The 18,636-nt window shown below is 61.0% G+C and carries 14 protein-coding genes; 9 read left to right on the top strand and 5 right to left on the bottom strand.

Annotated features, from left to right (window positions below; genetic code table 11):
• Positions 1–76: 76 nt before the first annotated feature.
• The 4 genes from gltX to B9A97_RS01695 form a co-directional block, all read right to left on the bottom strand.
• Positions 77–1,534 carry a glutamate--tRNA ligase gene (gene gltX / locus B9A97_RS01710; RefSeq protein WP_084363237.1) on the bottom strand — a complete coding sequence of 486 codons (1,458 nt, stop codon included), beginning with the start codon at positions 1,532–1,534 and terminating at the stop codon, positions 77–79.
• 374 nt (positions 1,535–1,908) lie between these two features.
• The gene (locus B9A97_RS01705; RefSeq protein ID WP_084363236.1) at positions 1,909–3,681 is read right to left on the bottom strand and encodes an SLC13 family permease; all 1,773 of its coding nucleotides are present in this window, start codon (positions 3,679–3,681) and stop codon (positions 1,909–1,911) included.
• 163 nt (positions 3,682–3,844) lie between these two features.
• Positions 3,845–4,597, bottom strand: coding sequence for a TerC family protein (locus B9A97_RS01700; protein ID WP_084363235.1), 753 nt, complete (start codon positions 4,595–4,597; stop codon positions 3,845–3,847).
• A gap of 122 nt (positions 4,598–4,719) precedes the next feature.
• Complete coding sequence (locus B9A97_RS01695; RefSeq protein WP_348532384.1) at positions 4,720–5,415, bottom strand: TetR/AcrR family transcriptional regulator; 696 nt, start codon at positions 5,413–5,415, stop codon at positions 4,720–4,722.
• Positions 5,416–5,543: 128 nt separating this feature from the next.
• On the opposite strand from B9A97_RS01695, the gene B9A97_RS01690 reads away from it, so the two are divergent.
• The 6 genes from B9A97_RS01690 (at position 5,544) to B9A97_RS01660 (ending at position 13,534) form a co-directional block, all read left to right on the top strand.
• Positions 5,544–6,734: an HlyD family secretion protein gene (locus B9A97_RS01690; protein WP_084363234.1), complete on the top strand. Its 1,191-nt coding sequence runs from the start codon at positions 5,544–5,546 to the stop codon at positions 6,732–6,734.
• 16 nt (positions 6,735–6,750) lie between these two features.
• Complete coding sequence (locus B9A97_RS01685) at positions 6,751–8,340, top strand: DHA2 family efflux MFS transporter permease subunit (protein WP_084363233.1); 1,590 nt, start codon at positions 6,751–6,753, stop codon at positions 8,338–8,340.
• A gap of 163 nt (positions 8,341–8,503) precedes the next feature.
• The gene (locus B9A97_RS01680; RefSeq protein ID WP_084363232.1) at positions 8,504–9,526 is read left to right on the top strand and encodes a LacI family DNA-binding transcriptional regulator; all 1,023 of its coding nucleotides are present in this window, start codon (positions 8,504–8,506) and stop codon (positions 9,524–9,526) included.
• 25 nt (positions 9,527–9,551) lie between these two features.
• The gene (xylB, locus tag B9A97_RS01675; protein WP_084363231.1) at positions 9,552–11,003 is read left to right on the top strand and encodes a xylulokinase; all 1,452 of its coding nucleotides are present in this window, start codon (positions 9,552–9,554) and stop codon (positions 11,001–11,003) included.
• A 248-nt stretch (positions 11,004–11,251) separates the two neighbouring features.
• Positions 11,252–12,562 carry a xylose isomerase gene (gene xylA / locus B9A97_RS01665; protein ID WP_084363229.1) on the top strand — a complete coding sequence of 437 codons (1,311 nt, stop codon included), beginning with the start codon at positions 11,252–11,254 and terminating at the stop codon, positions 12,560–12,562.
• 201 nt (positions 12,563–12,763) lie between these two features.
• Positions 12,764–13,534 carry a class I SAM-dependent methyltransferase gene (locus B9A97_RS01660; protein WP_280164066.1) on the top strand — a complete coding sequence of 257 codons (771 nt, stop codon included), beginning with the start codon at positions 12,764–12,766 and terminating at the stop codon, positions 13,532–13,534.
• Between the two features lie 65 nt (positions 13,535–13,599).
• Here the strand turns inward: B9A97_RS01660 and B9A97_RS01655 are convergent, their stop codons facing one another.
• Positions 13,600–14,640 carry a LacI family DNA-binding transcriptional regulator gene (locus tag B9A97_RS01655; protein ID WP_084363227.1) on the bottom strand — a complete coding sequence of 347 codons (1,041 nt, stop codon included), beginning with the start codon at positions 14,638–14,640 and terminating at the stop codon, positions 13,600–13,602.
• A 171-nt stretch (positions 14,641–14,811) separates the two neighbouring features.
• Between B9A97_RS01655 and B9A97_RS01650 the strand changes: the two genes are divergently transcribed.
• From B9A97_RS01650 to B9A97_RS01640, 3 genes are all read left to right on the top strand, one after another.
• Entirely contained in the window at positions 14,812–16,338 is a 1,527-nt protein-coding gene (locus tag B9A97_RS01650) for a sugar ABC transporter ATP-binding protein (protein ID WP_084363226.1), read from the top strand.
• 83 nt (positions 16,339–16,421) lie between these two features.
• A complete protein-coding gene (locus tag B9A97_RS01645; RefSeq protein ID WP_084363225.1) occupies positions 16,422–17,432 on the top strand; it encodes an ABC transporter permease in 1,011 nt (336 codons plus the stop codon).
• Positions 17,433–17,535: 103 nt separating this feature from the next.
• Positions 17,536–18,480 carry a substrate-binding domain-containing protein gene (locus tag B9A97_RS01640; RefSeq protein WP_084363224.1) on the top strand — a complete coding sequence of 315 codons (945 nt, stop codon included), beginning with the start codon at positions 17,536–17,538 and terminating at the stop codon, positions 18,478–18,480.
• Positions 18,481–18,636 lie beyond the last annotated feature (156 nt).

Below are 18,636 nucleotides of genomic sequence, written 5' to 3'. Positions count from 1 at the left end.
CCCCGTTTCGATGTAATCGAAAGAAGGCAGAGGGGGGTATGCTGAATATCGACCTTCAATAGAAGGCATTTGTCTCTTAGCTTGCGGCACCCACCATCGAGGCCACCACCGTTGCTGCGACCTTCAGGCGCTGGCGAACGACCGAGCGGCCAAGCAGAGCCATCGAGTCAAACAGCGGCAGCGAGCGGGACGAGCCAGACATGGCAACGAAGAGCGGCGGGGTGACCACGCGCAGCTTCTTGCCCAGGCGTTCGGAGATTGCCCGGAGTTCCTCGTCGATCGTCGTGACGTTCCATTCCAGGATCTTTTCCAGATCCGTCTGGACGGTGGTCAGGATTTCTAGCGTCTCGGCCGGGCTCGTCTTCAGGCCGGCAAAGGAGGCCGGCGTCAGGCCGACATCGTTGGCCAATAGGAAGCCGGCGAGTTGCGGCAGTTCGCCGAGCTTAGAAATGCGGCTCTGGGCGAGCTTCAGGCCTTCGGTCAGGCGATCGTTTTCGCGCGACCAGTCGAAGACGCGCGCCAGGAACTGATCCGGCGTCAGCTTTTCGCGCAGCCAGCGGCCGTTCAGCCAATCAAGCTTCTGGATGTCGAAGATCGCGCCGGCCTTGGAGAGATTGTCCGGATCGAACTTTTCGGCAAGCTGGTCCATGTCCAGCATCTCCTCGCCTTCGGCGATCTGGATGAAGAACAGGCCGAGGAAGTTCATCAGCGCTTCCGGCAGGTAGCCGAGCGCGGAATAGTAGGAGATCGATGTCGGGTTCTTGCGCTTCGATAGCTTGGACTTGTCGGCATTGCGCATCAGGCTCAGATGCATGAACTTCGGCTGGTCCCAACCGAAATAGCGATAGAGCAGGATGTGCTTGGGCACGGAGGCCAGCCATTCCTCGCCACGCGCCACATGGGTGATCTTCATCAGGTGGTCGTCGATCACATTGGCCATGTGATAGGTCGGCATGCCGTCGGCCTTCATCAGAACCTGCATGTCGACGGAGTCCCACGGGATCGATACGTCGCCATAGACGCCATCGTTGAAATCGCATGAGCCCTCGGTTGGGATCTTCATGCGAACGACGGAGGCTTCACCGGCGGCCACACGTGCGGTGACTTCCTCGGCCTTAAGGTGGAGGCACAGGCCGTCATATTTCGGCGGCTTGCCGGCGGCGCGCTGCGCCTCGCGCATTTCCTCAAGGCGCGCGGGTGTGCAGAAACAGCGGAAGGCATGGCCCTTGTCCAGGAGGTCCTGGGCGAAAGGCTGGTACATGTCCTTGCGATCGGACTGGCGATAGGGGCCATAGGGGCCGCCGACGTCAGGGCCTTCCGACCAGGTGAGGCCTGTCCATTTCAGCGCGTCGAGCACTTTCTGCTCGAATTCCGGTGTAGAGCGGGTGGCATCGGTGTCCTCGATGCGCAGGATGAACTCGCCGCCCATCTTTTTCGCGAAGAGGTAGTTGAACAGCGCGATATAGACGGTGCCGACATGGGGCTCGCCGGTCGGGGAGGGTGCGATGCGTACGCGGACGCCTGATGTGCTCATGAATTCATGCCCGTGGCTTACGTGCGGATGATCCGGGCTGAAACCCAGGATCAGGAGGATGCGGTTGAAATCGTCGGGAAAAGGCCGGCAGACGCCGTCGCAGGCGACAAAACGGCTAGTTTCCGCATGGGCTGCCTTAGGCCATATTCATGGCAGCACGTCAAGGAAAACTGCCGCATGGCCGGTGTGCGCCAGCGGCGGACCGGCAATATGATTTTTTTCGAATATGTGTGGAACAAAGGATCTGTCCGCCAGTTATATGCACGAACCCGGGATACTCCGCCCCCGACCCCTGGACCCGGGTTCAGCCAAAAACGTCCCCGAGTGAAAGGCCTGCATCCCGCCGATGCAGGCCTTTCATTTTGTGCCGCGCGCTATTGGAGCGGCCAGACGATGAGAAGCATCGGGATCGCCACGACGATGATGAGAATCGACAGTGGCAGACCTAGGCGCGGATAGTCGCTGAATCGATAGCCACCCGGTCCCATCACCAGCGTGTTGCACTGATGGCCGATGGGCGTCAGGAAATCGCTTCCCGCGCCGATCGCCACCGCCATCAGGAAAGCATCCGGCTTGTATCCAAGATTGGCCGCAAAACTGGCGGCGATGGGCGCCATGACGAGCACGGTCGCGGCATTGTTGAGAAAGGGTGTCACAGCCATGGCGGTGATGAGGATGAGCGCCAGTGCGCCATAGGGGGGCAGACCGCTGGCAACTGCCCCAAGCCATTCGGCCATCTTCTCGCTCGCTCCCGTCGTGCGCAAGGTATCGCTAACGGGGATGAGGCAGGCCAGCATGACCAGGATCGGCCCATCGACAGCGCGGTAGACCTCCGTGATCGGAATGACGCGGAAGACGACCATGCCAAGGGCGGCGGCGAAGAAGGCGATGGCAACGGGGGCAATGCCCAGGGCTGTTGCGCCCATGGCGGCCGTCAGGATAATCAGTGGCACAAGCGCGCTGCGGCTGGTTCCCAGCAGAATCTCCCGTTCCGCCAGCGGCAGGCAACCGAGTTCCTGAAGTACGCGCGGAAACTGCTGGCGAGGCCCTTGCAGCACGATCAGGTCGCCGGCGCGCAATCTGACCTCGCCCAGCCTCTCGCTGATGCGCTTGCCCTGACGGCTGACGGCGAGCAGATTGATCCCATAGGTGTTGAACAGGGAGAGATCGCGAGCGGTGAGGTCGATCAGCATGGAATCTGGACCGACGATGGCTTCGATCGATCCGATTTCACCCTTTTTCGCGCCACCTTCAGCAATGGGTTTACCCGAGAGCGAAAGCGCCGCCTGGCTGACCAACTGGTCAAGAGATTCCGACGGGCCTTCCAATAGAAGCGTATCACCCTGTCTCAGTACGACATCCGGAAATGGTGAAATACGGGCATGGCCGCGCAAAATGGCTGTCGCAATCACTTCTCCCGCGGCGACCGCCAGAAGATCGCTCAGCGCCTTGCCGTTGAACGGCGACTGCTTGGCCATCGTCGCTTCTGTCGCGTAGGTCGATTTTCCCAGCGCCTCCTGGATCGACGGGTTCTGGTTTTCCCGCCGGGGCACTAGCCAGTGGAAGAACATCAGGAAGATGACGCCTGTGAGCGCCAGCGTGGCCCCCACCGGCGTGAAGTCGAACATTGTGAAGGCCTCGCCGGTAATCTCCTGGCGCAGGCCGGACACCACGACGTTGGGCGACGTGCCGATCTGCGTCATGAGGCCGCCCAGCAAGGCGCCGAAGGCCATCGGCATCAGAAACACGGATACCGGAACCCCCGATCGACGGGCGAACTGGAAGGCCACTGGCATCATGATCGCCAAGGCACCGATATTCTTGATGAAGGCGGAGAGGATTGTAACCGTGAGGATCAGCAGAAACATCTGCCCACGAAGCGAGCTCAGGCGTGGGAAGAAGCGCTTGATGGCCGCATCGACGATGCCGGAGCGCGCGACGCCGGCGCTCACCACCAACGCCGATCCGACGATGATGACGATATCGTTTGAAAAGCCGGAAAAGGCTTGGTCCGGGGCCACGATACCCAGCACCACTGCTGCGACCAAGGTTACGCAGGCGACGACGTCATAACGTACGCGATCCCACAGGAAGGCGACCATCATGGCGCCGATGACCGAAAACGCAAGGATCTGCTCTGTGGTCATGGGGCTCCGGGGAGTTCGGGTGTCAGGGAGGTGTTTGTTGCACGGCGGGTGGACCGGCGCAACAATGCCGCGCGAAGCGGCTTTGTTCCACTGAGTGTTCTACCCAAAAAATTCAGGCCCGCAGCGCGCTGCGAGCCTGAAATATTCTTGTCTGAAGGTGTCTTCAGTGCGGTGTCTTGGCAGCGCCTGCCTTCTTGCGCCGGCGTGCCAGCATGTTGAGCCCTTCCACCAGGCCGGAGAAGGCCATTGCAGCGTAGATGTAACCCTTGGGAACGTGGAAGCCCATGCCGTCGGCGATCAGGGTCATGCCGATCATCAGCAGGAAGCCGAGCGCCAACATGACGATGGTGGGGTTCTTCTCGATGAAATTGGCAAGCGGATTGGCTGCCAGCAGCATGACCGTTACGGCCACCAGCACGGCAATAACCATGATCGGTAGATGCTCCGTCATGCCGACGGCGGTGATAATGCTGTCGACAGAGAAGACGAGGTCCAGCAGCAGGATCTGGCCGATGGCAGCTGACATCGTGGTATTGGCGGCGGAGGAGATCATGTCCTCGGGCTTGTCTTCAGGGTCGACCGTATGGTGAATTTCCTTGGTGGCCTTCCACACCAGGAAGAGACCGCCGGCGATGAGGATGAGATCCTTCCAGGAAAAGCCGTGGCCGAAGAGCTCGAACAGTGGCGTGGTGAGCTGGACGATCCATGCCACCGTACCCAACAGGGCAAGACGCATCACGAGCGCAAGGCCGATGCCGATGCGCCGGGCCCGATGCCGCTGATGCTCCGGAAGCTTGTTGGTCAGGATCGAAATGAAGATCAGGTTGTCGATGCCCAGGACGACTTCCATGACGATCAGCGTAACGAGTGCGATCCAGGCGGCGGGGTCCTGTAGGAGGGGGAGGATGTCCTGCATACGGCTCTTCCGTTTGGCGGTTGGTCGGTAACACCAGCATGTGGCGCAACACGCGTCAAACGGCAAGGCCCGATGCCGGAAGCCCCATTAAAAAACGCTATTGGTTCGAACGCTTGGCCAGCTTACACGGGCGCGCGATAGGCGGCGAGGAACACGCGCACGGCGCTTGCTACCGTGCGTTTGATCTCGACGTCGTCGGTGGAGTCGACTTGTTCGCCAAACAATCGCTGCTTGAAATAGGAGCCGGTCGAGAGATCGACGAATTGCCGGGCGGCGAGGTCCGTATCGTCGATGGCAAGCGTGCCAGCCTCAACTTGTCGGACCAGGTATTCCTGCAGAACCGTACGGGCATTTCCAGGCGTCGCAAGGAAGCGCTGACAAAGCCTCGGCATGCGGTTCAGAACGCCGATGACGGTTCGCATCGCCGGGATCATGTCGGTGAACAGGATTTGCCGGACAAAGGCGGTTGCGAATTGCGACAGACCATCCTCAACATTTTCGGCATGGCCGAGAATGTCGCGCAGTTCCTCCGCAAAGCGTCCCTTTTCGCGCTCTATCAGGGCTGCGAAAAGATCTTCCTTGCTCTGGAAGTAGACGTAGATCGTACCCTTCGATACGCCAGCCTCCCGCGTAACGTCATTCATGCTGGCGGCATCAAAGCCCATGCGCATGAAGACGCGCTTGGCGCCGTCGATGATCTGCTCCCGTTTGGCCGGGTCGGCGCCGGCCGCAAATCGCCCTGTTGCCGGGGCGCACATATAGGGAGGTGCGGTCTCCGCGACCTCGATCACCATGTCCTTGTCTGCTCCTTCGCTCATACCTCACCCAATCTTAACGCTAATGTTGCCGGTGTCTCCTTGGCACTTGATATGTGGTATCAAACGCTCTATGTCAAATCGAACCGAACGGTTCAGTTCGATAAATTTACAGCGAACGTGGTATAGAGATGTCAGCCAATCCCAGAACAGGCGCGGTGCGCGCCGTCGACCTTGAAAATACGTCAGCCCGTGACGGTGACGCGGTTGCCGAAGCCGTTGCGGAAACTGCGGCACCGCCTGTACAAGCGAAGACAAAGGCCAAGCGCCGCAGCCCGGTCCTGCCGGTGATCCTGCTGGCGCTGCTGGGCATCGGTGGCTGGTATGGCTATCACTGGTGGACCGATGGCCGCTTCATGGTCTCGACCGAAGACGCCTATATCGAGGGATCGATCGCGATCATCTCGCCCAAGGTCTCCGGTTATGTCGCCTCGGTTGATGTCAAAGAAAACCAGGTGGTCAAGGCTGGCGATCCCCTGGTCACGCTCGACAATGGCGATTATCGGATTGCCGCCGATCAGGCTGCAGCCGGCAAGCGCAGCGCCGAACTTGCGGTCGATCGCATCAATGCGCAACTCGTCGGCGGCGAGGCGGCCCTTTCCCAGGCCAAGGCGCAGCTCGGCGCGCTGGAAGCGGCTCTTCGTGGCGCCCAGATCACGGAAAAGCGCGCGAGCGACCTGGCTGCCAAATCTGTTGGCACCGCGGCCGACCTCGATAGCGCAACCGTTGCGCTGGACCAGGCCCGCGCCAATCTCGTGGCCGGTCAAGCAGCCGTTTCTTCTGCAGAAGCCAATCTAGGCCTCCTGAGGGCACAGCGCGAGGAAGCCCTGAACACGGTTCGGGTGCAGGATCTGGCCATCGCCAAGGCCGCGCGCGATCTGGAATTCACAGTTCTTCGTGCGCCTTATGATGGTGTGGTCGGCAATCTCTCGGTCCAGACGGGCGATCTCGTCTCCAGCGGCAAGCGGCTTGCCGCGCTGGTGCCGACCGATCAGCTCTATATCGAGGCGAACTTCAAGGAGACCCAGATCGCCCATCTGGTGCCGGGGTCCAAGGTGTCGATCCATGTCGATGCCTATGGCGAACAGCCGCTTGAGGGGACCGTGACCTCGATCGCTCCGGCGTCCGGATCGGTGTTCTCGATGCTGCCGGCTGAAAATGCCACCGGCAACTTCACCAAGGTCGTGCAGCGCGTGCCTGTGCGCATCGCTCTGCCGCACGAGGCGCTGGCCGAGGGTCACCTGCGGGCGGGCCTGAGCGTGGTCGTGGACGTTGATACCCGTACGGCGCCTTCGGGTTCCGCCCTGGCGATGTCCAAGTAGGCCGGAGGCACACGTCATGGCGGCAAACGCAAGCGTTGCAGCCGGCGGAATGGCCGCCGCTGCACCCGATGAGCGCATGGATCCCCGGCGTCTCGTGGCGTTTTTCGCCATGGTCTTCGGCATGTTCATGTCGATCCTCGACATCCAAATCGTGTCGGCGTCGCTGGCTGAAATTCAGGCCGGGCTTGGAGCAGGCTCCGAAGAGGTGGCCTGGGTCCAGACCTCCTACCTGATCGCCGAAGTGATCATGATCCCGCTGTCGGGCGTTCTCGCGCGCATCCTCTCCACGCGCGTGTTGTTTTCGGTCTGTGCCGGCGGCTTTACGCTTGCCAGCGCGCTGGCGGCGACCGCCACCAATATCGACCAGATGATCATCTACCGGGCCATCCAGGGCTTTATCGGCGGTGGCATGATCCCGTCGGTCTTTGCCGCAGCCTTCACTATCTTCCCGCCGTCCAAGCGCAGCATCGTCTCGCCGATCGTCGGTCTCGTCGCCACGCTCGCGCCAACCATCGGGCCGACGATTGGCGGCTATATCAGCCACGCCATGTCCTGGCACTGGCTGTTCCTGATCAATGTGATCCCAGGCGTTCTCGTCACCGCAGCGGCCTGGAGCTTTATCGACTTCGACAAACCCGATCTCAAGCTTCTCAAGAAGTTTGACTGGTGGGGGCTCATCTCCATGGCGCTGTTCCTCGGCACGATGGAATATGTGCTGGAGGAGGGCAACAACAAGGACTGGTTCAACGACGGCCATATCGTCGTCGGGACTGCCATCATGGTGATTGCCGGTCTGGTGTTCTTCTACCGGGTCTTCAAGGTGGAACTGCCGGTGGTCGATCTCCGGGCCTTCGCCAACAGAAACTTCGCGTTCGGCTCGCTGTTTTCCTTCATCATGGGGGTCGGCCTCTACGGGCTCACCTATCTCTATCCGTTGTTCCTGGGGCGCATCCGGGGATATGATTCGATGATGATCGGCGAGACCATGTTCGTCTCGGGTGCCGCGATGTTCCTGACGGCACCGGTCGCGGGCTTCCTGTCGAGCAAGCTCGACCCGCGGGTCATGATGATGATCGGCTTTGCCGGATTTGCGTCAGGCACATTCCTGATGACGCAGATGACGGCGGATTGGGATTTCTACGAATTGCTCGTGCCGCAGATCCTGCGCGGCTGCTCGCTGATGCTGTGCATGGTGCCGATCAACAATATTGCGCTTGGCACCCTGCCGCCGGACCGCATCAAGAATGCATCGGGCCTGTTCAACTTGACCCGAAACCTCGGGGGTGCCGTCGGCCTCGCGCTGATAAACTCACTCCTGACCCAGCGCACCGACGAACACTATGCCCGCCTGGCCGAACAGGCGAGCTGGAGCAATCCGGCAGCACTGAACTGGCTGGACAATGTCGGCGCCAATTACAATTCCTTCGGCCTGGATGGCGCATCGATAGCGTTGCGCAAGCTTTCCGGGGTTATCACACAGCAGGCTTGGGTGATGTCGTTCATCGACGTCTTCCTGGTTCTGACATTGCTGTTTGCGTCGCTGGTGTTCCTGACCTTCCTGATCCGGAAACCGTCCGGTGCCGCACCCGCAGGAAGCGGCCACTAAATTTCGAAATCCACCGCCGTGCCTGCCGAACGCCGCCTCTTTCCCAAGGGGCGGCGTTCATCTTTTCTGCCATTGGAAGTGGTAAAGAAAAAATAACCGTGACAGACGAGAAATGATTTACGTACCTCAGAAATTGGGCTAGTGGTTCTCCCCGGAGGAGAGCATGAAGCCGACAGTTCACGATATAGCCGCCCATGCGGGCGTCAGCCTTGCCACCGTCGATCGCGTCCTGAACCGGCGCCCCGGCGTCAAGGAGGCGACGCGGGCCAAGGTCGAGGCGACAATCGACACGCTGGGCTATGTACGCGATGTCGCGGCTGCCAATCTGGCCAAGAGCCGGATTTACCCGCTGATCTTCATCCTTCCTGACAATGATAATTCCTTCATGCGCAACCTGCATGCAGAAGTGCAGGAAGCCATCAACAGGTCCGCCACCGAGCGCACGCAGATCCAGATCGTGGCGATCAAGGCCTTCGATGCCGTGGCGCTGGTGGAAGCATTGGACCGCGCGCGGGAGAAGGAACCCGCCGGCGTGGCTTTTGTGGCGATCGAGGCGCCTGAAGTGGTCGCCGCCGCTCTGCGGCTGCGGGCTGCGGGCATTCCCGTCGTGACGCTGGTTTCCGATCTCAGCGATGCGCGGGATCATTATGCCGGGATCGACAATATTGCGGCCGGTCGGACGGCCGCCAGCCTGCTTGGACGTTTCGTCGGCGTGCGCGCCGGACCGGTTGCCGTGCTCGCAGGCTCGATGCTGGTCCGCGACCACAAGGAGCGGTTGGAAGGCTTCAAGCAGGTCATGGAGAGCGATTTTCCGCATCTGCCCGTCATGCCGGTGCTGGAGGGGCGTGACGAGCCGGATCGGGCCGAGGAGCTTGTCACCGCTGCCATTGCCGCCCATCCCTATATCCGCGGCATCTACAGCGCCGGCGCCGGCAATCGTGGCCTTATGCGCGCCTTGAAAACCCGCACCGACAGCGCCCGCCTTGCGGTCATTGCCCATGAACTGACGGAAACGACCCGCAGGGCGCTGATCGAGGGCACGATCGACGCGGTGCTGCATCAGGATGCCGGCCACGAGGTGCGCAGCGCCGTACGTGTGCTGAAGGCCAAGGCCGATGGGCTGCCGGTGATCGCCGCGCAGGAGCGCATCCGGCTCGACATCTTTCTCAGAGACAACATGCCGTGAAGGCAGGAATGGCAGGGAGTATCATATGTATCTAGGTCTCGACTTGGGGACGTCAGGCGTCAAGGCGATGCTGATCGATCAGGACCAGAAGGTCATCGGTTCAGGTCACGGCGCTCTGGATGTCTCGCGCCCGCATCCCGGCTGGTCGGAGCAGGATCCGGCCGACTGGATCAGCGCCACCCAGGAGGCGGTGGCCGGGCTGAAAGCTAAGTTTCCGGCAGAGCTGGCCGCGGTGAAGGGCATCGGGCTATCGGGTCACATGCATGGTGCCACGCTGATCGATGCGCGTGATCAGGTGCTGCGCCCCTGCATCCTCTGGAACGACACCCGCAGCCATAAGGAAGCGGCGGCGCTTGACGCTGACCCACGGTTTCGGGCGCTGACAGGCAATATCGTTTTCCCGGGCTTTACGGCACCCAAGCTTGCCTGGGTCGCCAAGAACGAGCCCGGCATCTTCGCCAAGGTTGCCAAGGTCTTGCTGCCCAAGGACTACCTGCGCCTGTGGCTGACGGGTGAGCACATCTCGGAAATGTCAGACTCGGCCGGCACCTCCTGGCTCGACACCGGCAAGCGCGCCTGGTCGTCGGAACTGCTGGAAGCGACTGGGCTCACCGAGGCGCAGATGCCCTCGCTGGTCGAGGGTACGGATCGCGCTGGTGGCCTGCGCCCGGAACTCGCCGCCGATTGGGGCATGGCGGCCGGAACGGTTGTTGCCGGCGGAGCAGGGGACAACGCCGCCTCGGCCTGCGGCATGGGCACCGTAGCGCCTGGCCAGGCCTTTGTCTCGCTCGGGACGTCAGGTGTGCTGTTCGTCGCCAATGGTTCCTATCTGCCGAAGCCGGAAAGCGCTGTCCATGCCTTCTGCCACGCTCTTCCCAACACATGGCACCAGATGGGCGTCATTCTCTCGGCCACCGATGCGTTGAACTGGCACAGCCATGTGACCGGCAAATCGGCCGCTGACCTGACCAGCGAACTTGGAGATGACCTGAAGGCGCCCGGAAGCGTGACATTTCTGCCCTATCTCTCCGGCGAGCGCACGCCGCACAATGATGCCGCCATTCGCGGCGCCTTTATCGGCCTAGGGCATGAATCGAGCCGCGCCGTGCTAACCCAGGCGGTGCTGGAAGGCGTGACCTTTGCCATCAGGGACAATCTGGAGGCGCTGAAATCGGCGGGCACATCCGTGTCGCGGGTCACCGCGATCGGCGGCGGCTCCCGCTCACGCTACTGGTTGGGCTCGATCGCAACCGCGCTCGGCGTGCCGGTGGATATACCCGCCGATGGCGATTTTGGCGCGGCCTTCGGTGCCGCCCGTCTTGGCCTCGTCGCGGCCACAGGCGCCGATCCGCTATCGGTCTTCACCGCCCCTGAAACAGCAGAGACGATTGAGCCGGTCGCCGGGCTGACCAGCGACTACGAGCAGGCCTATGGCCGCTACCGCGCGCTCTATCCGGCGATCAAAGCGCTGAACTAACAGATATGGTTCGTATCTGAACCCCCCTCTGTCCTGCCGGACATCTCCCCCTCAAGGGGGGAGATCGGCAAGAATCTGATCCCGCACCAACCAATAGGTGTGCACTGGGGAGATCGTGGGCTGGCTGGGCGAGAGGGTGCCACTTGTGATCTCCCCCCTTGAGGGGGAGATGTCCGGCAGGACAGAGGGGGGTAGGCCCCCTTCCTCACCAATTTCTACAACTATCGACACCACGAGAGGAGCATCCCATGAAAACAGGTTTTTTCGGCGATATCGCCAAGATCAAATATGAGGGGCCTGAGAGCACCAATCCGCTGGCTTATCGCCACTACAACCCGGACGAAATCGTCGCCGGCAAGCGCATGGAAGACCACCTGCGCTTCGCCGTCGCCTATTGGCACACGCTGGCCTGGGAGGGTGGCGATCCCTTTGGCGGACGCACCTTCGACCGTCCGTGGTATGGCAGCGGCATGGAAAAGGCCAAGCTGAAGGCGGATGTCGCCTTCGAAATGTTCAGCCTGCTCGGCACGCCCTATTATTGCTTCCACGATGCCGATGTGCGTCCGGAAGGCGACAGTTTCGCCGAGAATACCCGCAACCTCAACGAGATCGTCGACTACTTTGCGCAGAAGCAGTCGGAGACTGGCGTCAAGCTGCTCTGGGGCACGGCGAACCTGTTCTCGCACCGCCGCTTCATGTCGGGTGCCGCAACCAATCCGGATCCGGATGTCTTTGCCTTCGCTGCCGCGACCGTGAAGACCTGCATCGACGCCACGCAGAAGCTTGGTGGCGAAAACTACGTGCTGTGGGGTGGCCGCGAAGGCTATGAGACCCTGCTCAACACCGACCTCAAGAAGGAACTGGACCAGCTCGGCCGCTTCATCAATCTGGTGGTGGAGTACAAGCACAAGATCGGCTTCAAGGGCACGATCCTGATCGAGCCGAAGCCACAGGAGCCGACCAAGCACCAGTATGACTACGACGTTGCGACGGTCTATGGCTTCCTCAAGAACTACGGCCTTGAGAAGGAAGTGAAGGTCAATATCGAGCAGGGCCATGCGATCCTGGCGGGCCATTCCTTTGAGCACGAACTGGCGCTGGCCAACGCGCTCGGCATCTTCGGCTCGATCGACATGAACCGCAACGACTACCAGTCCGGCTGGGATACCGACCAGTTCCCCAACAATGTGCCTGAAATGGCGCTGGCCTATTACCAGGTTCTGGCCGGCGGTGGCTTCACCACAGGTGGCACCAATTTCGACGCCAAGCTGCGCCGCCAGTCGCTCGACCCGGAAGACCTGCTGATCGGTCATATCGGCGGCATGGATTGCTGCGCCCGCGGTCTGAAGGCTGCTGCCAAGATGATCGAGGACAAGGCGCTGTCGAAGCCGCTCGAAGATCGTTATGCCGGTTGGAAGGTGCCGGAAGCGGCCAAGATGCTGGACGGCGGCTTCTCGCTGGAAGAGATCGCCGGCTGGGTTGAAAGCCAGAACATCAATCCGCAGCCGAAATCGGGCAAGCAGGAACTGCTGGAAAACGTGGTCAACCGCTACGTTTGATTGCGGTAGGAGTAGCATAAGCGAGGGCCGAGGCGGCACGTCGCTTCGGCCCTCAAGCTTGCGTACACCTTAGTGCCAAGGGCTCTTCGAAGCCGCTTGTCCTCTCAGGCTTCTAAGTGTGAAATAATCTTTGTAGCGCCGACATAAGACTTTAAGTTTGCACAGCCGGACAGTAAGCATAAGTTTTTCGGAAGGTTGCTTGTGTTCTCAATATCTCATCTTAACACCATACGCGCTGCAGAGATCGAGGTAATCGCTGCTCAGCTTCAGCCGGCCGGGGCACGCGTGCTCGAAATCGGGGCGGGGACGGGCCAGCAGGCAGCGGCGCTATCCGCGCGCGGATATGACATGGTTGCCATTGAAATGCCGACATCCAATTATGCGGCGGATCGGGTGTTCCCGATTGTGGATTTTGACGGTTCCCATATTCCGTTTCCGGACCACAGCTTCGATATCGTTTTCTCGTCCAATGTCCTGGAACACGTCCCGAACCTCGTCCAGATGCATAGTGAGATCCGGCGGGTGTTGAAGCCGGGTGGATACGCACTTCATGTGTTGCCGACGCATTCTTGGCGCTTCTGGACGACGTTGTCGGCTTTTCCTGCGGGCCTACAATATGCATGGACGCTGGAGGAGCAGCTTTTCCCGCGACGGCCTATTAGTCTCGATGATTTGAAGCGGGCGGTTGTGGCGTGGTATAATGCGGGCAAGCACGTGCTGGCGCCCTTCAAGCAGACGAGGCATGGTGAACGCGGCAATATCTTCTCTGAGACGTGGTTATTCCGTCCGGGCTGGTGGCGGAAAAACTTCCGTGACAACAGATTTGATATCGTCGATGAGGCGCCGATCGGCCTGTTCTACACAGGCAACATGGTCTTCAACGAAAAATGGTCAATTGAACGACGTCGACGGGTTTCTCATGTGCTTGGGAGCGCATGTCATATGTTCAAACTGAAACCGCGTGTGTCTTAAATTGCGTGGCAACGACCAAAGCTAACCCGAAGACGAGCGATCTTCGTTGAGGCGCGGTCTTTGGCCTATCGTGCGGGTTTGCCACCTGGCTTGAAGCCCGGAGGTCCCACCGAATTCCGCACGACCAGATCGGGAACCAGAAGGATTTCCGTTTCCGCGGGCTGGTTGTCGCTCAAGAGTTCCAGCAACAACGCCATGGCATGCTTGCCGATCATGGTGCGCGGCTGGCGCACTGTCGTGAGGGACGGCGTCATGTAGCTCGCCTGCGGCACGTCGTCGAAGCCGGTGACCGAGAAATCGCGCGGCATATCGTAGCCGCGGGCGGTCAGGCCCAGCATGACGCCGATGGCCGTCTGGTCGTTGACGCACATGAAGGCCGTCGGCAGCGTGTCGCGCATGAAAAGCTGTTCCAGCGCCAGGCGCCCGCTTTCGATCGTGCCGTCACCTTCGAGAACGATCCGCATGTCCTGCGGCACCCGTGCTGCATCCAGTCCGGCGTCATAACCCTGGCGGCGGCGGGCATAGGCCAGGCGCGTGCGGCTGTCGCCGATGAAGGCGATCTTGCGATGGCCCTCCGCGATCAGCAGGTCCACGGCCTTTCGCGCGCCGGCAATATCGTCCACGCCGACATAGGGAATGCCACCGTTATAGACGGGTTCGAAGACGCCGACCGACGGCGGCAGGCGGGCGGTCATGGTCTGGTGACCGAAGGGCAGGATGCCGGTGAACAGGATCAGGCCAGCCGCCTGGTTGGAATTCAGGAATTTCAGGTATTCCAGGCCGCGCTGGGCGTCGTTCTGGGTGTGGCCGATCAGGATGCCATAGCCATGGGCGCGCGCCTCGTTTTCCAGGCCAACAAGGATATTGGAGAAATTCGGATCGCCGATGTCGGGCGCCACGACGAGAATCATGTTAGAGCGGCCGAGCCTCAGGCTGCGCGCCATGGCGTTTGTCGTATAGCCCGTGATGGCGATCGCCTGGCTCACCTTGAGCCGTGTTGAATTGGCAACCTTTTCCGGCGTGTGAATGGCGCGGCTCACCGTCGCGATCGACACTTCGGCGATCCGCGCAACGTCCTCGATTGTGGCTGGAGTTGAATTCGACACTCGGGGCCTGCCTTGGTCTATGTGACTTGGCGCGACACTACACAGACTCGCCCGTCGGTCAAACCATCCTGCGAGAAATTTGATATTGCAGTCCCATGTAAACCTTTACATCGATAATGTAAAGGTTTACACCACGTTTCATGCGGTCGGGAGAACCGTGGGGAGAGAAGCATGAATCCGGGGAAGTCTGAGGCTGGCGCCATGGTGTTGTCAGCCAGGGGGATCAGCAAGTCGTTCAGCGGCGTGCAGGTTCTTTTCAGCGTAAACTTCGATCTGAGAGCCGGTGAGATTCATGCGCTCATGGGCGAAAACGGCGCCGGCAAGTCCACCCTGGTCAAGATCCTATCCGGCTTCGAGCAGCCTACCTCGGGCGAGATCCTGCTGGATGGCAAGCCGGTCCGGCTGCCGGCCAATGGTGCTGCGGAAGCGTTGGGCATCGTCATCATCCATCAGGAATTCAACCTAGCAGAGCATCTGACCGTTTACGAGAGCCTGTTTCTGGGGCGGGAAGTCACGCGTTTCGGCGTGCTGGATCGCGCCTTCATGCGGGCGGAAACCCGCCGCGTGCTGGACCAGCTCGGCTCGCATGTGGATGAAAACGCCCTGATCAGCTCGCTGGCGGTGGCCGACAAGCAGATGGTCGAGATCGCAAAGGCGATCAGCCGCGATGCGCGCGTGGTCTTCATGGATGAGCCGACCGCCGTGCTGTCGCGCGAGGAAACCCGGGTCCTTTTCCAGCAGGTGCGCAAGTTGCGCGACCAGGGCACCAGTTTCGTCTTCGTCTCCCACAAGCTGGACGAGGTGATGGAGCTGACCGACCGCGTGACAGTGTTGCGCGACGGGCAGTGGGTCAAGACCTCGCCGACATCCATTCTCGACGGCGAATCCATCGCGCAGCTGATGGTTGGTCGCGAACTGTCCAGCCTGTACCCCGCCAAGCACGAGCCAGATGTCGATGAAGAGGTGGTTTTGTCGGTGGCGGGCCTCAATACCGGCTACGTCAAGAATGCCGGTTTCGAGGTGCGCCGTGGCGAGGTTTTTGGGTTTTCCGGCCTGATCGGCTCCGGCCGGACCGAGTTGATGGAGGCCGTGGTGGGCTTGCGGTCGCGCGTGTCGGGTGAGGTGCTGGTGCGCGGTCAGCCGCTGCCGTCGGGTGACGCGAAGGCTGCCACGCAATGCGGCCTCGCCTATATGACCAAGGATCGCAAGCACAAGGGATTGCTGCTCGATTCCGGCATGACAACAAACCTGACGCTGCAGTCGCTCGGGCAGCATAGCAGGTATGGCTATCTCGATCCGGCCAGCGAGGCCGAGGCGATGGACAGGGCCAAGCGGCGTTTCGATATCCGCGTGCGTGACGGCAATGTGCTGGTCGGGCGCATGTCCGGCGGCAACCAGCAGAAGCTCCTGCTGGCCAAGGTCATGGAGATCGAACCGCAGATCATCATCATCGACGAACCCACCCGCGGCATCGATGTCGGCACCAAGCAGCAGATCTACCATTTCATTTCAGCGCTGGCGCGCGAGGGGCGGTCGATCATCGTCGTTTCCTCGGAAATGCCTGAAGTGATTGGGCTTTGCACACGCGTGGCCGTGATGCGCGAGGGGCGGATCGTCGGTGTGCTTGAGGGCGAAGAGATCTCCGAGCAGGAGATCATGCGCTACGCGGCGGGATTGAAGACAAGAGAAGCCGCCTGAAACCCAAGCTGGTTTCGGCGGCATGCAAAGGGCGGGCGATGCACCCGCTTCGATACGGTATCCAGGGGAGGTCGAAATTGGAGATGAGCACGCATGAAGACGCCAAGGGCAGGGCGCGTTCAAGCCGTAGTTGGCGGGACGTGGATCTGCGAGCGGTTGCGCCCTTCGCCGCCTTGGCATTGCTTCTGATCGTCGGTGCCCTGGTCAATCCGAATTTCATCGGCCTGACCAATCTGGCCAATGTCGCGACCCGCTCTGCCTTCATCGCCATCATTGCGGTCGGTGCCACCTTCGTCATCTCGTCAGGCGATCTCGATCTTTCCGTCGGCTCCATGGTCGCCTTCGTGGCGAGCCTGATGATCCTCTTCATGAATTCGGGCGTGATCGGTGACAGCGGGTTGATGTTGGCCTGCGCTGTTGTCATGACGCTCGTCATCGGCGGGCTCTGCGGCCTGGCCAACGGCCTGATCACCACGGTCGGCCGCATTGAGCCGTTCATCGCGACGCTCGGCACCATGGGCATTTACCGCGGGCTCACCACCTGGCTGTCGCAGGGCGGGGCGATCACACTGAAGTCGCCCGACCTGCAGGCGCTCTACCGGCCGGCCTATTTCGGCAGCGTGCTGGGCATTCCGTTCCCGATCCTGGTCATTCTCATCGTCACGGCGATTGCTGCCTTCGTGCTGTATCGCACCCGCTATGGACGCCATGTGGTAGCCGTCGGCTCCAACCGCGACGTCGCCCGCTATTCGGGTATCAGCGTCGACAAGGTCCGCACCATCGCCTTCGTGATCCAGGGCCTCTGCGTCGCGATCGCGGTCCTCCTCTATGTGCCGCGGCTCGGATCGACGTCGGCGACCACCGGCATTCTGTGGGAATTGCAGGCGATCACTGCCGTTGTGGTCGGCGGTACAGCCTTGAAGGGTGGAGCCGGCCGGGTCTGGGGCACGATCTGCGGTGCCTTCATCCTGGAACTCGTCGGCAACATCATGCTGCTGTCGAACTTCATCAGCGAATACCTGATCGGCACCATTCAGGGCTCGATCATCATCATCGCCATGCTCGTGCAGCGCTCGCTGGTCCGCAAGACCTGAGGGCTGGCACGGGTCGCAGCTTGGCGCCCAAGTTCGGAGCGGGTCATCGGGGCGCCCGTTCCCAGACAATTCAAGGCCTCGGTCATACCTAGGGAGAGAGAGAATGCTGAAGAAACTGATAGGCGCAGCCTTTATCGCTGCGGCCATGGCCTCGACCGCCATGGCACAGGATGCGAAGACCATTGGCGTGTCCATTCCGGCTGCCGACCATGGCTGGACCGCGGGTGTCGTCTACCACGCCGAGCGCGTGGCCGAGCAGATCCGCAAGGAACATCCGAACGCGACCGTCATCGTCAAAACCTCGCCGGATCCGGCAAGCCAGGCGAACGCGCTGCAGGACCTGGCAATCCAGGGCCTCGACGCCCTGGTCATCCTGCCGACCGATCCGGATCCGCTCGTCAACGCCATCAAGGAAGTCAAGGCCAAGGGAACCTTCGTCGCGATCGTCGACCGTGCTCCGTCCGTCAATGACAGCTCGGTTCGCGACCTCTATGTCGCTGGCAACAACCCGGCGCTGGGCGAAGTCGCCGGCGAATACATCAAGAAGACCACGCCGGACGCCCAGGTCGTCGTGATCCGCGGCATGCCGATCCCGATCGATCAGCAGCGCCAGGATGGTTTCGACAAGGGCATTGCCGGCTCCAACGTCAAGATTCTGGACCGCCAGTTCGGCAACTGGAACCGTGACGATGCCTTCAAGGTGATGCAGGACTACCTGACCAAGTATCCGAAGATCGACGTGGTCTGGTGCCAGGACGATGACATGGCCGTCGGCGTGCTGCAGGCCATCGAGCAGGCCAAGCGTACCGACATCCAGTATATCGTGGCCGGTGCCGGCTCCAAGGACATGATCAAGAAGGTCATGGATGGCGACAAGATGGTTCCGGTCGACGTTCTCTATCCGCCAGCAATGGTGGGTACGGCCATGGAACTGACGGCTGCCGCCGTGTTCAACCAGGTTCCGGTTCACGGCACCTATACGCTGGATGCGACGCTGATCACCAAGGAAAATGCCGCCAATTACTACTTCCCGGATTCTCCATTCTGATCCGGGACGGCGGCGCCTCATGCCCAGCAGGCGCCGCCACCTTCTTTCTGCTTACAACCCCACCCGCTATCAGCTTTTGCAATTGCTCCGCGAGCGCGGCGTGCTAGAAAAGCAAAAACGGCAACGTTGCAGTAAATATTGAGGAGGAGACAACAA

The sequence above is a fragment of the Rhizobium sp. RU36D genome, assembly GCF_900176345.1.
In the GTDB taxonomy this organism is placed as follows: Bacteria; Pseudomonadota; Alphaproteobacteria; order Rhizobiales; family Rhizobiaceae; genus Allorhizobium.
Note: the sequence above shows the minus strand (reverse complement) of the source record. Positions and strands in the feature narration are given on the sequence as shown.

Excerpts from the sequence above, each read along its gene's own strand:
- gltX (WP_084363237.1), bottom strand. The coding sequence starts at position 1,534 with ATGAGCACATCAGGCGTCCGCGTACGCATCGCACCCTCCCCGACCGGC.
- B9A97_RS01705 (WP_084363236.1), bottom strand. The coding sequence starts at position 3,681 with ATGACCACAGAGCAGATCCTTGCGTTTTCGGTCATCGGCGCCATGATG.
- B9A97_RS01700 (WP_084363235.1), bottom strand. The coding sequence starts at position 4,597 with ATGCAGGACATCCTCCCCCTCCTACAGGACCCCGCCGCCTGGATCGCA.
- B9A97_RS01695 (WP_348532384.1), bottom strand. The coding sequence starts at position 5,415 with ATGAGCGAAGGAGCAGACAAGGACATGGTGATCGAGGTCGCGGAGACC.
- B9A97_RS01690 (WP_084363234.1), top strand. The coding sequence starts at position 5,544 with ATGTCAGCCAATCCCAGAACAGGCGCGGTGCGCGCCGTCGACCTTGAA.
- B9A97_RS01685 (WP_084363233.1), top strand. The coding sequence starts at position 6,751 with ATGGCGGCAAACGCAAGCGTTGCAGCCGGCGGAATGGCCGCCGCTGCA.
- B9A97_RS01680 (WP_084363232.1), top strand. The coding sequence starts at position 8,504 with ATGAAGCCGACAGTTCACGATATAGCCGCCCATGCGGGCGTCAGCCTT.
- xylB (WP_084363231.1), top strand. The coding sequence starts at position 9,552 with ATGTATCTAGGTCTCGACTTGGGGACGTCAGGCGTCAAGGCGATGCTG.
- xylA (WP_084363229.1), top strand. The coding sequence starts at position 11,252 with ATGAAAACAGGTTTTTTCGGCGATATCGCCAAGATCAAATATGAGGGG.
- B9A97_RS01650 (WP_084363226.1), top strand. The coding sequence starts at position 14,812 with ATGAATCCGGGGAAGTCTGAGGCTGGCGCCATGGTGTTGTCAGCCAGG.
- B9A97_RS01645 (WP_084363225.1), top strand. The coding sequence starts at position 16,422 with ATGAGCACGCATGAAGACGCCAAGGGCAGGGCGCGTTCAAGCCGTAGT.
- B9A97_RS01640 (WP_084363224.1), top strand. The coding sequence starts at position 17,536 with ATGCTGAAGAAACTGATAGGCGCAGCCTTTATCGCTGCGGCCATGGCC.